General features: G+C 72.8%; 18 protein-coding genes. 7 read left to right on the plus strand and 11 right to left on the minus strand.

From position 1 onward, the window contains the following. Positions 1–261: 261 nt before the first annotated feature. Positions 262–1194 carry a hypothetical protein gene (locus QWJ13_RS22090; RefSeq protein WP_316526719.1) on the plus strand — a complete coding sequence of 311 codons (933 nt, stop codon included), beginning with the start codon at positions 262–264 and terminating at the stop codon, positions 1192–1194. 29 nt (positions 1195–1223) lie between these two features. Here QWJ13_RS22090 and QWJ13_RS22095 read toward each other — a convergent pair whose 3' ends face one another. The 4 genes from QWJ13_RS22095 to mca all read right to left on the minus strand — a co-directional run bounded on the left by QWJ13_RS22095 (position 1224) and on the right by mca (position 5521). After that, on the minus strand, positions 1224–2084 hold the full coding sequence (locus QWJ13_RS22095; RefSeq protein WP_316526545.1) for a GNAT family N-acetyltransferase: 861 nt from the start codon (positions 2082–2084) through the stop codon (positions 1224–1226). Positions 2085–2137: 53 nt separating this feature from the next. After that, positions 2138–4204, minus strand: coding sequence for a thioredoxin domain-containing protein (locus tag QWJ13_RS22100; protein ID WP_316526546.1), 2067 nt, complete (start codon positions 4202–4204; stop codon positions 2138–2140). A gap of 170 nt (positions 4205–4374) precedes the next feature. Next, positions 4375–4566: a hypothetical protein gene (locus tag QWJ13_RS22105; protein ID WP_316526547.1), complete on the minus strand. Its 192-nt coding sequence runs from the start codon at positions 4564–4566 to the stop codon at positions 4375–4377. A 49-nt stretch (positions 4567–4615) separates the two neighbouring features. Then, entirely contained in the window at positions 4616–5521 is a 906-nt protein-coding gene (gene mca / locus QWJ13_RS22110) for a mycothiol conjugate amidase Mca (RefSeq protein ID WP_316526548.1), read from the minus strand. 244 nt (positions 5522–5765) lie between these two features. On the opposite strand from mca, the gene QWJ13_RS22115 reads away from it, so the two are divergent. Further along, entirely contained in the window at positions 5766–6179 is a 414-nt protein-coding gene (locus QWJ13_RS22115; RefSeq protein ID WP_316526549.1) for a DUF4307 domain-containing protein, read from the plus strand. A gap of 299 nt (positions 6180–6478) precedes the next feature. Further along, complete coding sequence (gene greA / locus QWJ13_RS22120; protein WP_316526550.1) at positions 6479–6979, plus strand: transcription elongation factor GreA; 501 nt, start codon at positions 6479–6481, stop codon at positions 6977–6979. A gap of 68 nt (positions 6980–7047) precedes the next feature. On the opposite strand, the gene QWJ13_RS22125 is transcribed toward greA, so the two are convergent. The 3 genes from QWJ13_RS22125 to ilvA all read right to left on the minus strand — a co-directional run bounded on the left by QWJ13_RS22125 (position 7048) and on the right by ilvA (position 10351). After that, positions 7048–7917 (minus strand): ABC transporter permease, encoded by an 870-nt coding sequence (locus tag QWJ13_RS22125; protein ID WP_316526551.1) that lies wholly within the window; start codon positions 7915–7917, stop codon positions 7048–7050. A gap of 1 nt (position 7918) precedes the next feature. Continuing rightward, positions 7919–8935 carry an ATP-binding cassette domain-containing protein gene (locus QWJ13_RS22130; protein ID WP_316526552.1) on the minus strand — a complete coding sequence of 339 codons (1017 nt, stop codon included), beginning with the start codon at positions 8933–8935 and terminating at the stop codon, positions 7919–7921. 204 nt (positions 8936–9139) lie between these two features. Then, entirely contained in the window at positions 9140–10351 is a 1212-nt protein-coding gene (ilvA, locus tag QWJ13_RS22135) for a threonine ammonia-lyase (RefSeq protein ID WP_316526553.1), read from the minus strand. A gap of 122 nt (positions 10352–10473) precedes the next feature. On the opposite strand from ilvA, the gene QWJ13_RS22140 reads away from it, so the two are divergent. Next, a complete protein-coding gene (locus QWJ13_RS22140; RefSeq protein ID WP_316526554.1) occupies positions 10474–10956 on the plus strand; it encodes a MarR family winged helix-turn-helix transcriptional regulator in 483 nt (160 codons plus the stop codon). A gap of 24 nt (positions 10957–10980) precedes the next feature. On the opposite strand, the gene QWJ13_RS22145 is transcribed toward QWJ13_RS22140, so the two are convergent. Beyond that, complete coding sequence (locus QWJ13_RS22145; RefSeq protein ID WP_316526555.1) at positions 10981–12135, minus strand: cystathionine gamma-synthase; 1155 nt, start codon at positions 12133–12135, stop codon at positions 10981–10983. A gap of 234 nt (positions 12136–12369) precedes the next feature. Here QWJ13_RS22145 and QWJ13_RS22150 point away from each other — a divergent pair, with 234 nt between their 5' ends. The 3 genes from QWJ13_RS22150 (at position 12370) to msrA (ending at position 15922) form a co-directional block, all read left to right on the plus strand. Beyond that, positions 12370–13983: a M48 family metalloprotease gene (locus QWJ13_RS22150; protein ID WP_316526556.1), complete on the plus strand. Its 1614-nt coding sequence runs from the start codon at positions 12370–12372 to the stop codon at positions 13981–13983. A gap of 458 nt (positions 13984–14441) precedes the next feature. Next, the gene (locus tag QWJ13_RS22155; RefSeq protein WP_316526557.1) at positions 14442–15158 is read left to right on the plus strand and encodes a hypothetical protein; all 717 of its coding nucleotides are present in this window, start codon (positions 14442–14444) and stop codon (positions 15156–15158) included. Positions 15159–15256: 98 nt separating this feature from the next. Next, positions 15257–15922, plus strand: coding sequence for a peptide-methionine (S)-S-oxide reductase MsrA (msrA, locus tag QWJ13_RS22160; protein WP_316526558.1), 666 nt, complete (start codon positions 15257–15259; stop codon positions 15920–15922). A gap of 10 nt (positions 15923–15932) precedes the next feature. Here msrA and QWJ13_RS22165 read toward each other — a convergent pair whose 3' ends face one another. The 3 genes from QWJ13_RS22165 to QWJ13_RS22175 form a co-directional block, all read right to left on the minus strand. Next, positions 15933–16721, minus strand: coding sequence for a hypothetical protein (locus QWJ13_RS22165; protein ID WP_316526559.1), 789 nt, complete (start codon positions 16719–16721; stop codon positions 15933–15935). Further along, positions 16718–17269 (minus strand): SigE family RNA polymerase sigma factor, encoded by a 552-nt coding sequence (locus tag QWJ13_RS22170; protein WP_316526560.1) that lies wholly within the window; start codon positions 17267–17269, stop codon positions 16718–16720. The genes QWJ13_RS22165 and QWJ13_RS22170 overlap by 4 nt, the downstream gene beginning before the upstream one ends. Before the next feature lie 85 nt (positions 17270–17354). Next, positions 17355–18632 (minus strand): L,D-transpeptidase, encoded by a 1278-nt coding sequence (locus QWJ13_RS22175; RefSeq protein WP_316526561.1) that lies wholly within the window; start codon positions 18630–18632, stop codon positions 17355–17357.

The raw sequence follows: 18632 nt of genomic DNA on the forward strand, positions 1-18632 counted from the left end.
CTCCTTGCACGAATGGAGCGAGGTGCTGTGGGGGGGCGCGGTCCGGATCGCGGCCCCGAGCATCGCGCCTCGTCAGAAGCCGGTCAACGCCCCCGGATCCGGGTGTGAACGGGACGGTGCGCATGTGAACGGCGCCCGGAGAACCCCCGCGCGGCAGGGCAGGACCGGTGACAAACCCGCACACCGATGTGAATATTCACGGTCAAAAGCCGGACCGCGCACGCCCGACCGTTCACCCACAGCCCGCCCCAGGAGGCCGCCATCCACCAGAGCGACCCAGCCGACCTCGCCGCCGCCCTGCGCACCGGCCCGTTCCACCTCGCCCTGCGCACCGCGATCGCCGCCCGCGGCCTCGCGCTGCACCGCGTCCGCCGCCACCTCGCGCTGCGCGGCGTCAACGTCGGCCTCACCAGCCTCAGCTACTGGCAGCAGGGCCGTCGCCGCCCCGAGCGCGCCGAGTCACTGCGCGCCGTCGCCGCCCTGGAGGAGGTCCTCAACCTGCCCGAGCACTCCCTCACCCGGCTGCTCGGCCCCCGCCGCGCCGCCTGCCCCGCCCCGACCGGCCCGCCCGTACGGCCCTACCGCGACCTCATCTCCCCCGCCGCGGCCGTCGACGACCTGCTCGCCACCCTCACCGGCCCCCGCGACACCGGGCTGCACACCGTCACCCACATCGAGCGCATCCGGGTCGGCCCCGACCGCCAGGTCACCCGCCGCGACTCCCAACACGCCCTGCGCGCCCACCACGACGGCATCGACCGCTACCTCGCCTTCTACCAGGGCGACCCGGGCAGCGACATCACCCGCGTCGGCGTCCGCACCGAGGAGAACTGCCGCCCCGGCCGCATCCGCCGCGACCAGGCCCACCACCTGCTCGCCGCCGAACTCCTCCTCGACCGCCGGCTGCGCGCCGGCGACACCCATCTGCTCGGCTACGGCTTCGACGACGCCCCCTCCCCCGACCCCAGCTGCGAGTACGTCCGCGGCTTCAACGCCGGGGCGGGCCAGTACGTCCTCCAGATCACCTTCCACCCCGCCGCCCTCCCCGTCCGCTGCCACCGCTTCGCCCTCCACTCCCCGGGCGACATCCCGTACGAGACCGAGGAACTCACCCTCGACGGGCACCACAGCGTGCACCTCGTCGCCACGGCGCTGCGGCCGTGCCTGCTGGGGATCCGGTGGGACTGGGAGTGAAGGGCGGACGGATGGCGCGCTGCCGCCGATCACCCCCGGTGGAAGTCCACCTCCAGGGAGTCCTCCACCGGCAGATAGCCGATCTGCTGGTAGATGGAGTTGCTGGTCGGGTTGGCGAGGTCCGTGTAGAGCAGTACCTCGGTGGCGCCGCGGGCGAGGAGGTGGGCCGAGGTGGCGGCGGTGACGGCGGTGCCGTAGCCGCGGCCGCGGCTCTCCACGGGGGTGTAGACCGGGCCGATGCGGGACATCCCGACGATGATCGGGCTGCTGCCGGCCAGGGCGACCGGGCGGCCTTCGACCTCCCACAGGTGCAGGCCGCCGATCGCGATCCGCTCGTCCACCGCCCTTGGCACGCCGGGGAGTTCGACCTTGGCCTCGACCAGGAACTCCTCGTACCAGCGGATCGCCAGCTCACGGTCGGCCGGCCCGGCCAGCCGGTGACGGCCGGCCGGCGGGCGCGGCGGGTCGGTCAACTCGCCGAGCCGATAGAGCCGTTCGTCGGCGCGGACGGACTGCACGGAGCCGGTGGCGGCCGCCCACGCCCCGGCGAAGGCGCGGACCGCCTCGACCTCCCCGCCGACCCCGGTCACCGTGGTGAACTCCGGCCCCGCGGCGGCAAGTTCGAGCGCCAGCTCGGCGGCCGCGGCCGGTGGCATGAAGGAGAGCCGGGGGTCGAACGGCGGGGTCTGGAGGAAGGCTCCCGCGACCGGACCACCCTCCTCGGCCCGCCACCAGCCGAAGACCGGCGGCTCGCCGAACACCGTCAGACCGGACTCGGCCAGCCGGTGGGCAATGGTGAGCAGGACGGTGTTCTCGGCCGGGCGGGCGGCCAGGAAGGCGCCGGCCCGGCCCTGGAACTCGTCGAGCGAGGTACTGAAAGTCCAGGTCATGCCCCATTGTGGGGCAGACCCGGACGTGTCCGCCAAGGGTTATCGGCCCGTCGCTACTCGACCGCCGCGCCCAGCTTCTCCGCCAGCACCGCCGGATCGGTGGTCGGCGCGTCGCAGGCGAAGTGCCGGCAGACGTACGCCGCGGGCGCCCCGCCGATCAACGGCCGGTCCGCCAGCAGCGGCACCCCGGGCTCCCCGGACTCCCCGGACTCCTGGGGCTCTCCCGGCGCGCCGACCGCGACCACCGCGCCCGGCGCCGTCCCGAGCAGCGCGGTCCGCCGCAGGGCCGCGGTGGCCGGATCGCCGTCCGGGCCGACCACGGCGACCTCGCGCGGCCCGTCGAGCAGCGCCTCGGAGACGGCCAGGCCCCAGCCGATGAACCGCGGGGCCCGTCCGGCGAGGGCGCCGACCACACCGAGAGCCCGTTCGGCGGCCGTGCGGTGCCGGTCGGAGCCGGTGTACGCGGCGTAGGTGAGCAGCGCCCCGGCGGCGGCCGTCCAGCCGGACGGGGTGGCGTTGTCGGTCGGATCCTGCGGGCGGCGGATCAGCTCCTCGGCGTCGTCGGCGGTGTCGTAGAGCGCGCCCGAGGCCTCGTCGGTGAAGTGCTTGAGCACGGTGTCGAGCAGGCCGCCCGCCAGCTGGAGCCAGGAGGCGTCGCCGGTGACGGCGTACAGCGCGAGGAAGCCCTCGGCGGTGTCCGCGTAGTCCTCCAGCACACCGGCGTTGGCACCGGCCCGGCCGTCCCGGGAAGTGCGCAACAGCCGTCCGTCCGAGGTGAGGTGGACGGCGAGCAGCAGGTCAGCGGCGCGTTCGGCGGCCTCGACCAGGTCGGGGCGGTCCAGCAGCGCGCCGGTCTCGGCGAGGGCGGCGATGGCGAGGCCGTTCCAGGCGGCGACCACCTTGTCGTCCCGGGCCGGGGCGGGCCGGGACGTCCGCGCTTCGGCCAGCCGCGCCCGGATCGCCTCGTACTCGTCGAAGTCCTCGGGGTCGGCGAGGAGTTGGAGGACGGAGGTGCCGTGCTCGAAGGTGCCCTCGGCGGTGACGGTGAACAACCGGGCCGCGGTGGCCGCGTCGGCGGGGCCGAGCAGGTCGACCAACTGGCCGGGCTCCCACACGTAGTAGGCGCCCTCGGCGGACTGCCCGGTCTCCTCGTCCAGGCTGTCGGCGTCCAGCGCGGAGGCGAACGCGCCCTCGGGCGTGCGGAGTTCACGCAGCAGGAAATCCGCGGTGGACAGCGCGACCCGACGGGCCAGCGCCGACCCGGTGGACCGCCACAGGTGCAGGTACGCGCGGAGCAGCAGCGCGTTGTCGGACAGCATCTTCTCGAAGTGCGGCACCACCCAGCGGGCGTCCACCGCGTACCGGGCGAAGCCGCCGCCCAGCTGGTCGTGGATGCCACCGCGGGCCATCGCCTCGCCGGTGCGCACGGCCATCTCCAGCGCCGCCTCCGAACCGGTCCGGGCGTGATGGCGCAGCAGGAACTCCAGCACCATGGACGGCGGGAACTTGGGCGCCCCGCCGAAGCCGCCGCGGGCCTGGTCGAAGTCCCGACTGAGGGCCACCAGCGCCTGGTGCAGGTCCGCCTCGCCGGGCGGGTTGTGGGCCCCGGCCGCATAGACGGCGCCCCGCTCGGCCAGATCGGCCCGGATCCGCCGGGCGACCTCCCCGACCTCCTCCCGACGCTCCCGCCAGGCGGCATCCACTCCCTCCAGCACCTGCCGGAAGGACGGCATCCCGTGCCTGGGCTCCGGCGGGAAGTAGGTGCCGAAGTAGAACGGCTCCTTCTCGGGGGTGAGGAACACCGTCATCGGCCACCCGCCCTGCCCGGTCGCCGCCTGCACCGCCTCCATGTACACGGCGTCGACGTCCGGCCGCTCCTCCCGGTCCACCTTGACCGCGACGAACCGTTCGTTGAGGTACTCGGCCAGCCCGGCGTCCTCGAAGCTCTCGTGGGCCATCACATGACACCAGTGACACGCCGCGTAACCGACCGACAGCAGAACAGGTACGCCGCGCCGCCGGGCCTCCTCGAACGCCTCCGGCCCCCAAGGCCACCAATCGACCGGATTGTCAGCGTGCTGCAGCAGATAAGGCGAGGTCACACCAGCCAACCGGTTCATGCGCCCCAGCCTCTCACAGCGCCCCGCCCCGCGAAGCCGCACACGGCCCGATGGAGGACCTGTGGGTCGACGCCGGCGAACTGGCGCCGGGGGGCCGCGTAAGGAGATCCGAACGCCTGGAAGCCCGGACGCCGGTGGCCGGCCCCGCGGGGCCGGCCACCGGTGTCGGCTCACTCCTTGGAGGTCTCCGGCTCCTCGACGAAGTCGACCTTCTTGAACTGCCGGTTCATCGACTTGGCCAGGAACCAGGTCGCGACGCCGAGGGCGGCGAAGACGACGAAGCCGAGGAGGCCAGGGGTGACCTTGGCGTCGTCGACGGCGAGGTCAGCGGCGAGATGGACGAGGTTCACGGAGGCACTCATATCTCTATGGTGGCCCGGCTCACGAACAGCCGGGCCGTCGGGGGGCGTTTCAGTCGCGCGTGTCGGCGGCCTCGGCCACCAGGGTGGGGGTGCGCACACCGGCGAACAGGTCGTCCTCCGGCAGGTCCACGTCGACCAGGGTACGGGCGAGCTCGTAGTCCTCGGTGGGCCAGACCTCCCGCTGGACGTCCAGCGGGACGCGGAACCACGGGCCGTCCGGGTCGATCTGGGTCGCGTGGGCGATCAGCGCCCGGTCGCGGATCTCGAACCAGTCGCCGCAGCGGACCCGGGTGGTGATCTCCCGCTCCTTGCGGCCGCTCTTCTTCCAGCCCTCGATCCACTCGCCGTACGGCGACTCGTGGCCGTGCTCGGTGAGGTAGTCGTGCAGGGCCCGGATGCGGCCCATCGGGAAGCCGTGGTTGTAGTACAGCTTCAGCGGCTGCCAGGGCTCGCCGGCCTCCGGGTAGGCGTCCGGGTCACCCGCGGCGTCGAAGGCCAGCATGGTGATCTTGTGGGTCATGATGTGGTCCGGGTGCGGGTACCCGCCGTTCTCGTCGTAGGTCGTGATGACCTGCGGCTTGAACTCGCGGATCAGCCGGACCAGCGGCTCGGCCGCCGTCTTGACGTCCTCCAGGGCGAAGCAGCCCTCGGGCAGCGGGGGCAGCGGGTCCCCCTCGGGCAGGCCGGAGTCCACGAAGCCCAGCCAGGCCTGCTTGACGCCGAGGATCGCCCGCGCCTCGTCCATCTCCTTGCGGCGCACCTCGTGGATGTTCTCCTCGACGTACCGGTCCCCCTGGAGCTTGGGGTTGAGAACCGACCCGCGCTCGCCCCCCGTGCAGGTGGCCACCAGCACGTCCACGCCCTGCTCGACGTACATGGCCATGGTGGCCGCGCCCTTGCTGGACTCGTCGTCCGGATGGGCGTGCACCGCCATCAGTCGCAACTGCTCAGTCAACGCCTTGCGTTCCTTCCACACTCGTCGGGCGTTCCGCGAAGTCCGGGTCTGCCCACCGTACGAACCGCTCACTTCGGGACCGCGTCGCCGCGGGGCCGGGCCGCTCGATGTCGTCGGCGCGGCCGAGCCCTGCCCCCGCCGGACCGGCCGCGGGCGTGCCCCTCCTATAGTGACGGACTGGAGGAGCGTCGCATTCCCCCGCACCACCCCGGGCGGCCGCTGCTCCAGGAGAGGACGGAGTCCGATGAGTGCAGACACCACCGCCACCGGCCTGCCCGAGGGGCGCTACGGCCGCGGCGGCACCCGCGACTCGGACCGCCGCCTGAAGGTGATCGGCGCGGTCTGCGGCGTGCTCGGCCTGGGCGCGGTCGCCTGGCTGGGCGGCTCCTACGTGCTGCGCGAGTCGAAGATCAACGGCTCGGTGCCGACCTTCCAGGTGCTCTCCGACTCCGAGGTCCAGCTGCACCTCACCGTGCGCAAGAGCGACGGGCAGGCGGGCACCTGTACGGTCCGCTCGCAGGGCGACGACCACGGGGTGGTCGGGGTGGCCGACTTCCCCGTCCCGGCGGCGGGCTCCAGCTACGACGCGGTGGTCACCCTGCGCACCACCTCGCGCGGCACCACCGCCGAGCTGCTGGGCTGCACGCCCGCCCAGTAGGGCGCGCATCCGGCGGGCAACCAACCGGCACCCGGGCGACGCGCATATTCGATCCGGAGAGCGGGCATCCGTACTAGGTCCCACGGACCGTTGCCGTACAAACCGGCGCAACACCGCCGTCAATGGCGCCCAAAGGCCCCTCCCGCTTGTCGGCAGGACTTGTTAGGCTCGTGGTTTCGCCCCTTCCGCACCGGATGGTACGGGAGCGGGCGTTGCTTTGTAGTTACGACCGATATCACCACCGACCCCTGCTGACGACTCACACCCTCAGCACAGCCCCGCACCTACGAGGAGCACCCGTGACCCAGACCAGTGAGAACGTGACCTGGCTCACTCAGGCCGGCTACGACCAGCTCAAGGCCGAGCTGGATCACCTGACCGGGCCCTGGCGCATCGAGATCGCCCAGAAGATCGAGGCGGCGCGCGAGGAGGGCGACCTCAAGGAGAACGCCGGCTACCACGCGGCGAAGGAGGAGCAGGGCAAGTACGAGCTGCGCATCCGCCAGCTGACCCAGCTGCTGGAGCGCGCCAAGGTCGGCGAGGCCCCGGCCGACTCGGGCGTGGTGGCCCCGGGCATGGTCGTCACGGTCGCCTTCGACGGCGACGAGGACGACCTCATGGAGTTCCTGCTCGCTTCCCGCGAGGTCGCGGGCGCCGACGACCTGGACGTCTACTCGCCGCAGTCCCCGCTGGGCCGCGCGATCGACGGCAAGCGGATCGGCGACGAGGCCACCTACGAGCTGCCGAACGGCAAGCCGGCCATGGTGAAGATCGTCAAGGTCGTGCCGCACGCCGGCTGATCCGGTCCCACGCCACGAGGGCGGCCGCGGAGGTTCCTCCGCGGCCGCCCTGTCGTTCTTCGAGCGGGTCAGGCGGTGGACGAGCGGTACTTGCGCACCGCCAGCCAGGAGAACACCGCGGTGATCACCACCGACCACAGCACCGACACCAGCGCCGCGTGCTGCATCGACCAGACCTGGTCCACCGGGCCGACCTGGTTGCCGAACAGCACCCGGCAGGCCTGCACGGTGGCGCTGAACGGGTTCCAGTACGCGACCCCCTGGAGCCAGCCCGGCATCGAGGTGACCGGCACGAAGGCGTTGGACACGAAGGTCAGCGGGAACAGCCAGATCAGCCCGGCCGAGGTGGCCGCCTCGGGGCTGCGCACCGACAGGCCGATCAGCGCGCCGATCCAGGAGAAGGCGTAGCCGAGCAGGAGCAGCAGGCCGAACGCGCCGAGCGCCCTGAGCAGCCCGTCGTGGATCCGCCAGCCGACCAGCAGCGCGACCAGCGCCAGCACGACCATGGTGAACGCGGTCTGGCACAGGTCCGCGAGGGTGCGGCCGACCAGCACCGCCGAGCGGGCCATCGGCAGCGAGCGGAACCGGTCCACCAGCCCCTTGCTCATGTCCTCCGCGATGCCCGCCGAGGCACCGGCCACGGCGAAGGTGACGGTCTGGGCGAAGATGCCGGCCATCAGGAACTGGATGTACGTGTCCGAGCTGGAGCCGGCGCCGGGGATCTTGATCGCCCCGCCCATCACGTACGAGAACAGCAGCACGAACATCACCGGCTGCATGAGCCCGAAAATGACAATTTCGGGTATTCGGGTCATTCGGCGCACATTGCGCTTCGCGACCACCCAGGAGTCGTGCAGGGTGGCGGAGAGCCCTCGGCGGTGCCGGGGCATCGCCGCGCCGATGGCGTGCTCGGTGGCCTGTCCGGTGGCGGTGCCCATCTCAGCTCTCCTTCCCGGCCGCGACGGCCTGCTTGTCCGGCCGGGGGCCGCCGTTCTCGTCCCCCTCCTCGGGCCGCTCCTCGGCGACGTGGCCGGTGAGGGTGAGGAAGACGTCGTCCAGGGTCGGGCGGCGCAGCCCGATGTCGTCGATCTCGATCCCGCGGGAGTCCAGTTCGCGGATCACGTCGGCGAGCACCCGGGCACCGCCGCTGACCGGCACGGTGATCCTGCGGGTGTTCTTCTCCACCGTCGGCTCGTTCAGCGCGTAGCGGGACAGCGCCGCGACCGCGTCGGCGACCAGGCCGGGCTCGTGCACCACGACCTCGATCCGCTCGCCGCCGATCTGCGCCTTGAGCCGGTCGGCGGTGCCGCGGGCGATCACCCGGCCGTGGTCGACCACCGCGATGTCGTGGGCGAGCCGGTCGGCCTCCTCCAGGTACTGGGTGGTGAGCAGCAGCGTGGTGCCCTGCTCGACCAGGGTCTCGATGACCTCCCAGAGCGCGAGCCGGTTGCGCGGGTCGAGGCCGGTGGTCGGCTCGTCCAGGAACATCACCGGCGGCCGGACGACCAGCGCGGCGGCGAGGTCCAGGCGCCGGCGCATGCCGCCGGAGTAGGTCTTGGCGGTGCGGTCCTTGGCCTCGGTGAGGTTGAACCACTCCAGCAGCTCCAGCGCGCGGGCCTTCGCCTCGCGGTTGCTCATCTGGTAGAGCTCGCCGACCATGGTGAGGTTCTCGAAGCCGGTCAGGTACTCGTCGACCGCCGCGTACTGGCCGGACAGGCCGATCAGGCTGCGGACCCGGTTGGGGTGCTTGAGCACGTCGACCCCGGCGACCACCGCGCGGCCGGAGTCGGGGCGGAGCAGCGTGGTGAGGACCCGCACGGTGGTGGTCTTCCCGGCGCCGTTCGGGCCGAGCAGCCCGAGCACCGTGCCCTCGGGGACGTCGAGGCTGACGCCGTCCAGGGCTCGTACGTCGCCGAAGGTCTTCACCAGGTTCTCGGCTTGGATGGCTGGCGCCATGGCCTTGCCTCATCTCCTCGAACGTATGGGGCGATCTGTCCTACTCTGCCCCGTTTTCAGGCAGGCGGGCGACTCGATACGTCAGCCCACGGGACTAGAACGCGATGTATCGTGAGTCTTGCAGTACGCGATATATCGCGTCAAGGGACAGAGCTCCGCCGTCGCCCCGGCCCGAAGGCTCGGTCGGAGACCCCGCCCGAAGGCTCAGTCGGAGACCACGTATCCCGCGTCCCGCAGCTCCCCGAGCACCAGCGCGCAGTGCTCCGGCCCCTTGGTCTCCAGGTGCAGGTCCACCTCGACCTCGGTCAGCCCCAGCCGCGGGTCGGTCCGCACGTGCGCCACGTCCAGCACATTGGCGTCCACCTCGGTCAGCACGGCCAGCAGGCCCGCCAGGGCGCCCGGCCGGTCCGTCAGCCGTACCCGCAGCGACAGGTAGCGCCCGGCCGCCGCGAGCCCGTGCCGCAGCACCCGCTGCATCAGCTGCGGGTCGATGTTGCCGCCGGACAGCACCGCCACCACCGGGCCCTCGAAGGAGTCGGGCTGCTCCAGCAGCGCCGCGATCGGGGCCGCCCCGGCCGGCTCGACCACCAGCTTCAGCCGCTCCAGGCCCAGCAGCAGCGCCCGCGACAGCGCGTCCTCGGAGACCGTGCGGATGCCGTCCGCCAGCGTGTTGACCACCTCGAACGGGATGTCGCCGGGGCGCCCGACCATGATCCCGTCCGCCATGGTGGCGAACCGCTCCAGCGACACCGGGCGCCCGGCCGCCAGCGAGGGCGGGTACGCGGCCGCGCCCGCCGCCTGCACCCCGACCACCCGCACGTCCGGCCGCAGCGGCTTGACCGCCGCCGCGATCCCGGCCAGCAGCCCGCCGCCGCCCACCCCGACCAGGATGGTCCGCACCTCGGGGCACTGCTCCAGGATCTCCAGCCCGACGGTCGCCTGGCCGGTGACCACGTCCCAGTGGTCGAAGGGGTGGATGAACACCGCGCCGGTCGCGTCGGCGTAGCTCTGCGCGGCCTGGAGCGCCTCGTCCACGGTGGCGCCGTGCAGCCGCACCTCGGCCCCGTACTCGCGGGTGGCCGCGACCTTCGGCAGCGGCGCCGCCACCGGCATGAACACGGTGGAGCGCACGCCCAGCAGCGAGGCCGCCAGCGCCACGCCCTGGGCGTGGTTCCCGGCGCTCGCCGCGACGACTCCGCCGGCCCGCTGCACCGGAGAGAGTCCCGCGATCCGCACGTACGCCCCGCGCAGCTTGAAGGACCCGGTGCGTTGCAGGTTCTCGCACTTCAGGTGGACCGGCGTGCCGATCAATCCGGAGAGGTGCCGGCTGCCCTCCATCGGGGTCACCCGGGCGACCCCGGCGAGCATCTTCTGGGCGCCGCGGACGTCGTCGAGGGTGATCGGCCAGTTGTGCATGGCGCCAGACTACGGGGGTCCGCGGGGGCAATCGGGGACGCCGGTCCTGTTCCCGGGCCCGCCCGGCCCGCGTACGCTGCTGCTTCCGAGCATCCCTCGCCGCACGACGATCGTGAGCCGCGATGACGACGACCTCGCCCCAGGCCACCGACCGCATCGACCCCGTGCACGCCCAACTCCAGTACCAGCTCGCGGTGTTCGCCCGCCGAATGGAGCAGGTCCGAACCTCCGGCGGCGGCGTCGGACCGCTCGACCGGGCCGCCTACCTGCTGCTCGACCGGCTGGAGCGGCACGGGCCGGCCAACGTCAAGGCGCTGGCCGAGGCCCTGGGGGTGGACTCCTCCACGGTGACCCGCCAGGTCGCCCCGCTGGTCGCGGCCGGACTGGTCGGCCGGGTGCAGGACCCGGCCGACCGCCGCGCCGTACGGCTCGCGCTGACCTCGCACGGCGCCGGCCGGCTCAGCGAAGTCCGGGACGGCCGGGCCGAGTTGACCCGCCGACTGATGGCCGACTGGCCACCCGAGGAGCAGCGCGCGTTCTGCGCCCTGCTGGCCCGTTTCAACCACGCGATGGAGTCCTACACGGCGGACCAGCAGGGGCAGTGAGGGGCCTGGAAGGCCCGAACTCCTTTAGCCGAGCGCCTGCTTGAGGTCGGCCAGCAGGTCGTCGATCGACTCGATGCCGACCGAGACGCGCACCAGGTCGGACGGCACCTCCAGCGGCGAGCCCGCCGCCGAGGCGTGGGTCATCCGGCCCGGGTGCTCGATCAGCGACTCGACGCCGCCGAGCGACTCGCCGAGGGTGAACAGCTGCGCGCGGTTGCAGACCTCGACGGCCGCCTCCTCGCCGCCCGCGACCCGGAACGAGACCATGCCGCCGAAGGCCTTCATCTGCTTGGCGGCGATGTCGTGGCCGGGGTGCTCGGGCAGGCCCGGGTACAGCACCTGGCTGACCTTCGGGTGGCTCGCCAGCAGCTCGGCGACCTTCTCCGCGTTGGCGCTGTGCCGGTCCATCCGGACACCCAGCGTCTTGATGCCGCGCAGCACCAGCCAGGCGTCGAACGGGCCGGAGACGGCGCCCATCGCGTTCTGGTGGTACGCGACCTCCTCGCCGAGGGCCGCGTCGGCCAGCACCAGCGCACCGCCGACCACGTCCGAGTGGCCGCCCATGTACTTGGTGGTGGAGTGGACGACCGCGTCCGCGCCGAGCGAGATCGGCTGCTGGAGGTACGGGCTGGCGAAGGTGTTGTCGACCACCAGCAGCGCGCCGGCGCCGTGCGCGATCTCGGCGAGCGCGGCCAGGTCGGTGATGCCCAGCAGCGGGTTGGAGGGGGTCTCCACCCACACCGCGCGGGTGTTGGGGCGCAGCGCCTCGCGGACGGTGGCCAGGTCCTGGGTGTTGGCGACGGAGAACTCGACGCCCCAGCGGGTCAGTACCTTGGCGAACAGCCGGAAGGTGCCGCCGTAGGCGTCGTTGGGGATGACGATGTGGTCGCCCGGCTTGAGGATGGTGCGCAGCAGGGTGTCCTCGGCGGCCAGGCCGGAGGCGAAGGCGAGGCCGCGGGCGCCGCCCTCCAGTGCCGCGAGGCACTCCTCCAGTGCGGTGCGGGTCGGGTTGGCGCTGCGGCTGTACTCGTAGCCGCCTCGCAGTCCGCCCACCCCGTCCTGCTTGTAGGTGGACACCTGGTAGATCGGCGTGACGACGGCCCCGGTCTGGGGGTCCGCTTCCTGACCCGCGTGGATGGCGAGGGTCTCGAAGCCCTGAGGAAGCTGGTGCTCGGTCATGGGTCCGAGCCTAGTGGGCGAATGCCGTCAAGCCCTCACGAACCGGGAACCGGGACGAACCCGCAGGTCGGAGCGGGGTACCGGGCGTCGAAACGGCGGTGCGCCGGGCCTGGGGGGACCGCTACGATCTCCACCCGTCGCACACATGTTCACCATGCAACAACCGGGCGCCGCCCTGCCGTCGCGCCCCACGGGGAGGATCACCGCATGGGCGCGCCCCAGCGTTCCACTGGCATGAGCACATCCATTCGGGCGTTCACCGCCGTGGCCCTGCTCGCCGGCTTCTACCTGCTCGCCCTCGGCATCGTCGTCGGCCTGCTCGTCCTCGACATCGCCCTCTACCAGGCCTCGGGCCACCTCCGCCCGGCGCTGATCAAGGTCTGGGCGCTGACCGCCGCGGTCGCCTACCCGGTGCTGCGGGTGGTGTTCCTGACCCGCCGCCGCAAGGACGGCGGCGAGCTGCCCGGAGTGCCCGTCACCCGCGAGCAGCAGCCCGCCATCTGGGCCATGGTCGACCGGATCGGCGAGCGCACCGGCGTCCGCGGGCCGTCCGAGATCCGGCTCGTGCCCGAGGTCAACGCGGGCGTGTTCGAGGAGACCAAGCTGCTCGGCCTGGTCCCCGGCAAGCGCCACCTGGTCATCGGCGCCCCGCTGCTGATGGGCCTCACCGAGGGCGAGCTGGAGTCCGTCCTGGGGCACGAGTTCGGCCACTACAGCAACCGGGACGTCAAGCTGGCCGCCGTCACGGTGGCCGGCCGCCGCGCCGTGCTGCACACCATCGGCGGGCTCCACCAGCGCGCCGACCGGCACCAGGCCGAGGAGGCCGCCAAGCTCGCCGCCAAGGCCGAGAAGCGGCTGGCCAAGGGCCGCAAGCCCTCCGACGAGCAGGCCACCGGCGGCGTCGACCGGGTGCTGGCCCGCCTCTTCACCCTCTACTCGAAGCTCTACTTCCGGGTCTCCGAGGCGGTCGGCCGCCGCCAGGAGTACGCCGCCGACCTGATCGCCGCCCAGCTGGCCGGCCGGGACGCCACCGCCTCGGCGCTGCGCAAGATGCCGGTGCTGGACTCCGCCCAGGACTTCTACCTCGGCAGCTACGCCACCATCGGCTGGGAGATCGACCTGCTCCCGCCGCCCGGCCAGGTCTTCGGCGGCCTCCAGCACCTGCTGGGAGACCCGAAGCGCCGTCAGGAGATGGCCGAGTACGCGCTCGAACTGCCCGAGCACGAACCCGACCCGTACGACTCGCACCCGCCGATCGACCGCCGGGTCGCCGCGATCGAGGCGCTGCCCGACGACGGGCGCGGAGCCGGAGCCAGCGGTCCGGCCCTCGCCCTGCTGTACGACGCCGAGCGGGTGCTGACCGAGCTGGAAGCCGTGTCGCTGGTGCCCGAGGCCGCCCGCAAGCAGCGGGTCGAGTGGGCCGAGCTGGTCCGCAGCGCGATGCTGGCGCACGCCCGCGAGGCGGGCGCCCCGGCCGGCCAGGCGCTGACGGCGCTCGGCCTGCCGCCCACCGTCCAGGGCCTGCTCGACGCCATCGACGCCGGCCGGGCCTGGGAGCTCACCGACCGGCTGCCGAAGAGCGAACAGGCCGCCGGCGCCACCGGCCGGGCCGCCCGCGAGTTCGCCCGACCGGTGCTGCGCCGGGAGCTGGCGCACGCCGCCGTGCTCGCGCTCGCCGAGGCCGGCCTGGCGGGCTGGGAGCTCTCCTGGTCGGGCCCGGCCGAGCTGCGGCTGCCGGACGGCTTCCCGGACGCCTTCGACCCGGCCCTCGACGCCGCCTGCGCCGACACCCCGGACACCTCACCGCTGCGCGCCCTGCTCGCCACAGCCGGCCTCCCCGGCCGCTGACCGGCCCCACCCCACCCTGGAAGGAGCGTCCTTGACCGGCATCATCGTCCTCGTCGTCATCCTCGCCGTCGTCGGCCTCATCCTGTCGGCCCCGAAGGTCATCCTCTGGCTGGCCAAGCGCAAGCTGGCCAAGCTGGAGCAGGCCAAGGCCACCATCGAACGCCACGAGGCGCGGCTCCTGGAGGAGAAGCGCGCGAGGGAGCGGATCTTCCCCGAGGACCACGGGCTGCTGCTCGGCAAGGACCTCATCCTGGACGACGAGCCCGGCCCCGAGGAGGAGGCCGTCCTCGCCGCCGCGAAGGCCGGCGAGTGGCGGTCGGCCGCCGCCTACCTCGCCGTGGACGCCGTCCCCGACGTCCGCTGGCGGCGCCAGCGCGCTGGCCGAGCTGGCGGCCGAGGACGACACCTGGCTGCGGGCCTGGCAGGCGGAGCGGCCGCAGGACCCGGCCGCCGCCCTGGTGCACCTGGACGCCCTGGTCTACCTGGCCTGGAACATCCGCACCGGCCAGGCCGCCAGTCAGGTCAGCCGCGAGCAGTTCGAGGGCTTCCACCGGGTCCTGCGGCAGGCCGAGGAGTACGCCGCCCGGGCGGTCGACCTCGCCCCCGACGACGACCCCAACCCGTGGGTCGCCCAGATCGGCATCGCCATGGGCCTCGGCTGGTCCCACGAGCGCTTCGGCGAGCTCTGGACCGAGCTGACCAAGCGCGATCCGTACCACTGGGCGGCGCACACCCGGGCGCTCCAGTACTGGTGCGAGAAGTGGCGCGGCAGCCACGAGCTGATGCACGGGTTCATCGACGACGCGATCGCCGCCGCGCCGGCCGGCAGCCTGCTCGCGCCGATCAAGCTGGAGGCGTTCCACGAGCAGTTCGTCCGGGACGACGAGTCCCTCGTCGCCTGGGAGAGCCCGGAGGTCGGCGCCGCCCTGGACACCGCGCTCGCCGACCTCGCCGCCGCCGACCCGGACCACCCGCGCATCCGGTACGCCCGGGGCTGGCTCGCCTACGCCCTGACCCGGGCCGAGCGGCACACCGAGGCCCTGGAGCAGTTCCGGGCCCTGGGGCAGTACATCCCGCAGCCGTTCACCACCCGCAGGGACCCGAGGCAGTTCTTCATCGACGTGCGGATCGACGCGGTCAAGGGCGCCGTCGCGGCGGCCGGGCCGGACGCCTGACCGCCCCCGCGCACACCGCCGACGGCCGCTCCCGGAATCCGGGGGCGGCCGTCCGCGTTGCACCCGGCACCACGTTCTCCGACCCGCAGGAGCAGGCCGTGCTGTTCAACCGCCACAAGACCTCGCTCGTCCCCGCCGACCAGGCACTGCCCGGCCGGGCGGCCCCGGCCTTCGAGCTGCGCGAACCGCACACCGTGCTCGGGCATCCGCTGCTCGGCCCCTACCCGGAGGGCCTGGAGGTCGCCGACTTCGGGCTGGGCTGCTTCTGGGGCGCCGAGCGCACCTTCTGGCGGCTGCCCGGTGTCTGGACGACGCTGGCCGGCTACCAGGGCGGCCACACCCCGCACCCGACGTACGAGGAGGTGTGCAGCGGGCTGACCGGGCACACCGAGGCGGTCCGGGTGGTGTACGACCCGGCGGTGATCTCGTACGAGCGCCTGCTGAAGACGTTCTGGGAGGCGCACGACCCGACCCAGGGCAACCGCCAGGGCAACGACGTGGGCACCCAGTACCGCTCCGCCATCTACACCCACTCCCCCGCCCAGGCCGAGGCCGCGGCGGCCACCCGGGACGCCTTCCAGCCGTCCCTGACCGCGCTCGGCTACGGTCCGATCACCACCGAGATCGCCCCGGCCGGCCCGTTCTTCCCGGCCGAGCCGTACCACCAGCAGTACCTGTCGGAGGCCAAGAACCCCAACGGCTACTGCGGCTTGGGCGGCACCGGCGCCTCCTGCCCGATCGGCGTGGCCCGCACCCAGGGCTGAGCCGGGCGGCTCAGAACACGGCGGGCGGCTGCTCCTTGCCGCCGTCCGCCGTGTGGCCGACGTACTTGGCCAGCAGCCTGCCGTCGGCGTCGTACGCCCCGACGGCGGGGGCGGCCCGGTACGGCACCGCCCGGGACGAGTTCGGCGGCAGGACGGCGTAGTAGGCGACCCAGTCCTTCATCCCCGCGGTGACCAGCAGGGTGGCGACGGTGGGCCGGCCGTCCTCGAAGACCACGATCCGGGTCGGAGTGGTCGGGCCCAGGTAGTAGCTGTTCACCACGATGCGGTCGCCCGCCTCGGTGAACTCCATGGAGAGGTCGGGCCTGCCGCCCGGCAGGCTCGGGGAGTGCATGTCGGTGCACGCCTGGCCCGAGTAGCCGCCCGTCACCCGGTTGATGGGGTTCCAGCACTTCTCGCCCGCGGTCACCGACAGCCTGACGCCGGGCACCGGCTCGACCCGCTCCCCGGGTTCGACGTGCCGCACCGGTGAGAGGGGCAGCCCGGTCGGCGTGGCCGTGGGGGTCGGGGTGGGCCCCGGGGCGGCGGGCACGAGCGCCCCCGCCGAGGGGGTCATCGCCGCCCCGGCGTCGCCCGCGACCTGTCCGACGTACCGGGCGTGGCCGGCCGTCACCGCCGTCACCCCGCAGACCAGGGCCACCGTGAACGCGGCCGCCCCGGCCGCCGTCCGGCGTCTGGCCCGGCGGCGCCGGGCGGAGGCGATGATCGGCACCGGGTCGGGCCCGGCCTCGTACGGGTCGTCGTCCTTGAGCAGTTCGCCGAGCCGGTGCTCGAAGCTCATGCCGCCACCTCGATGTGCGTCGTGGAACCCGCCGACGCGCCGTGGCGGTCGGCGAATTGGGGAAGTGCGCGCAGCTTCGACATCGCCCGGTGCAGGGTGCTCTTCACCGTGCCCTGGGCGATGCCCAGTTCGTCCGCGACGGCGGCTTCGGCGAGGTCCCCGTAGTAGCGCAGCACGACGACCGTCCGCTCCCGACGGGTGAGGGTGCCCAGCGCCTGGTGCAGCAGGGCCCGTTCGGCCTGTCGCTCGGCGAGGTCCTCGTCGAGCGGCCGGTCGGGGGTGTGGTCGGTGGGCAGCTCGTGGTTGCGTCGCCGGCGCCACCAGTCGCGGTGCTGGTTGACGACGATCCGGCGGACGTACGCGCCGGGGTCGTCGCCGGTGATCCGGTGCCAGTTCAGGTAGGCGCGCTCCAGCGCGGACTGCACGATGTCCTTCGCCCGGTCCGGGTCGCCGGTCAGCAGCTCGGCCAGCCGTAGCAGCTGGCGGCCGTGGCCGGTCACGAAGGCGCTGAACTCGGCGTCCTGGCGCTGTCTCTGCTCGCGTTTCACACCCGTCCTACTCCTCGGACGGACCGCGAGGTTCGGTCCGTCCGAAGAGATTTTCAGATCAAGTGTCGGCCGAGGTCGGGCGGGGTCAGACGGCGCTGCCGGCCTTCCAGGCGGCCCAGCCCATGTTCCAGCCGTTCAGGCCGTTGTCCGGGGCGACCGTCTTGTCACCGGAGTTCACGACCTCGACCACGTCGCCGACCATCGAGGACTTGTAGAACTTGAAGCCGTCGCTGCCGCTGTCCTGGGCGCCCTTGGTGTCCTGGAGGCCGATGCAGCCGTGGCTGGTGTTCTGGCCGCCGAAGATCGACGACGAGGACCAGTAGTTGCCGTGGATGAAGGTGCCCGAGGTGCTGAGGCGCTGGGCGTGCGGCACGTCCGCGATGTCGTACTCGCTGCCCAGGTTGACGGTCTGCGAGTTCATCCGGGTCTGGGTGTACTGCTCGGAGATCACCATCTTGCCGCCCCACGTGGTGTGTTCGGGCGAGCCGCCGGAGATCTTGTAGACGGCGCTGACCTGGCCGTCGGTGGTGACGGTGAGCTTCTTGGTGGCGAGGTCGGCGACGCTGGTCTGGGCGCGGCCGATGGTGAAGCTGACGTCCTTGGACTGGGTGCCGTACACGCCCTTGGCGCCCTCGACGTCCTTGAGCCGGAGCTTGAGGGTGACCTTGGTGCCCTTGGCCCAGTACTCCTGCGGCCGGAAGTCGAGGCGGGTGCTGGAGAACCAGTGACCGACGATCTCGACGCCCGGCTCGGCTATCACCGTGATCGCCTGCTGGACGGTCTTGCGGTCGGTGATCGGCTTGCTGAAGTTGATCGAGACCGGCATGCCGACGCCGACCGTCGAGCCGTCCTCGGGGGTGAAGTAGCCGACGAAGGTGTTGGCCGGGGTCGCCGTGGTGAAGACGGCGTTGGAGTCCGCCTCCAGCTTGTCCTTGTCGAAGGCGGTGGCGGCGACGGCGTACTTGGTGCCGCTGGCGGGGGCGGCGGCCGAGGTCCAGCTGGTGCCGTCGGCGGAGAGCTGGCCGGCCAGCTCCTTGCCGGTGGTGTCGGTGACCTTGACGCTGCTCAGGGTGCCGTTGGCGACGGCGACCTTGACGGGCTCGCTGAAGCTCGCGGCGGCGGCGCCGTCCGCCGGGGTGACGGTGATGACGGCGGCCGAGGTCTTCGGGGCGGGAGTCGCCCCGCCGGAGCCCGAGGTGCCGTTCCCGCCGCCACCGGAGCCGTTACCGGCGCCGGATCCGGAGGCGCTGTTGTCGTTGCAGGCCGCCAGCAGCAGCACGGGCGCCCCGATCAGTCCCGCGAGGACCCCGCGCCGACTCCAGTTGCTTGCGGCCGCCCGTCCCTGACCGTCCCGTGCCGTCAC

It is taken from the genome of Kitasatospora brasiliensis (assembly GCF_032654805.1).
GTDB lineage: Bacteria > Actinomycetota > Actinomycetes > Streptomycetales > Streptomycetaceae > Kitasatospora > Kitasatospora brasiliensis.